This is a genomic window from Protofrankia sp. CiP1_Cm_nod4 (assembly GCF_982290645.1).
Genome location: NZ_CEVIVC010000047.1, coordinates 13,378 through 14,337, shown reverse-complemented (window position 1 = coordinate 14,337; position 960 = coordinate 13,378). Strand labels below are relative to the sequence as shown.

The 960-nt window shown below is 66.6% G+C and carries 2 protein-coding genes; both read left to right on the top strand.

Going from position 1 to position 960, the window contains the following annotated elements:
- Positions 1 to 118: 118 nt before the first annotated feature.
- Positions 119 to 412 (top strand): ATP-binding protein, encoded by a 294-nt coding sequence (locus tag AC5LSR_RS11370; protein ID WP_250280567.1) that lies wholly within the window; start codon positions 119 to 121, stop codon positions 410 to 412.
- A partial coding sequence (locus AC5LSR_RS11365; RefSeq protein ID WP_493468438.1) for a DUF4143 domain-containing protein occupies positions 340 to 960 on the top strand: 621 nt, incomplete at its 3' end. The genes AC5LSR_RS11370 and AC5LSR_RS11365, both read left to right, overlap by 73 nt.

Sequence of the window (960 nt, the reverse complement as noted above, 5' to 3'; positions counted from 1 at the left end):
CGGCAAGGTCTCCGATCGGACGCCCGGCAACGCGGGATCGGGCACGGTCGAGCCGGGCGGGCCAGGTTCGACCATGCGATCGGGATACTAGATGGTGTGCAATTGGTAGAGTAGTCGTGTGATCGACTATCGGCGTCGAATCATCGACAACACGCTGGACGAGCTTCAGCCGCATCTTCGCGCCTTGTCGATCCATGGGCCGAAGGGGGTCGGCAAGACCGCGACCGCGATGCGGCGTGCCGGATCGGTCATCGACCTCAGTCTTCCCGCTCAGCGTGAGATCGTGGCCGCCGACCCGTCGATTCTGACCCGTCTGCCCGGGCCGGTGCTGGTGGACGAGTGGCAGCGCCTTCCCGAGATGTGGGACCACGTGCGCCGTGCGGTCGACGCTGGTTCGCCGCCCGGTCACTGATCCTCGACGCGGCTACCGCTGGGCTGGCGAACAAGCCAGCCAGAGGGACGACGCTCGCTTATCGCGACGTTCTGTCCTCATTGTGGCTGCTCGATGCGATACCGCCGTGGATCCCCAGCCGGAACCACCTGGACCGGCTCGGCCAGTCCCCCAGGCACCATCTGGCCGGCCCCGCTCTGGCCGCACGACTGCTCGGACTCGATACCGCCTCGCTGCTGCGAGCCGAGCAGGGCAGCACAGAGCTGTCAGCGGGCACGATCCTCGGTGCGCTGTTCGAGCACCTTGCCGCGCTCAGCATCCACACCTACGCCGAGGCTGCTGAGGCTCGGGTGGGACACCTGCGCACCCGCAACAACGACCACGAAGTGGATCTGATAGTCCAGCATGCGGACGGCCGAGTAGTCGGGATCGAGGTCAAGCTGGCCGACCGGGTCGAGGACGCCGGCACCAGGCACCTCCGATGGCTTCACGACCGGATCGGAGAAGACCTGATCGATGCTGTCGTCATCTACGCGGGCGAGCATGCCTACCGCAGGCTGACGGCGTTG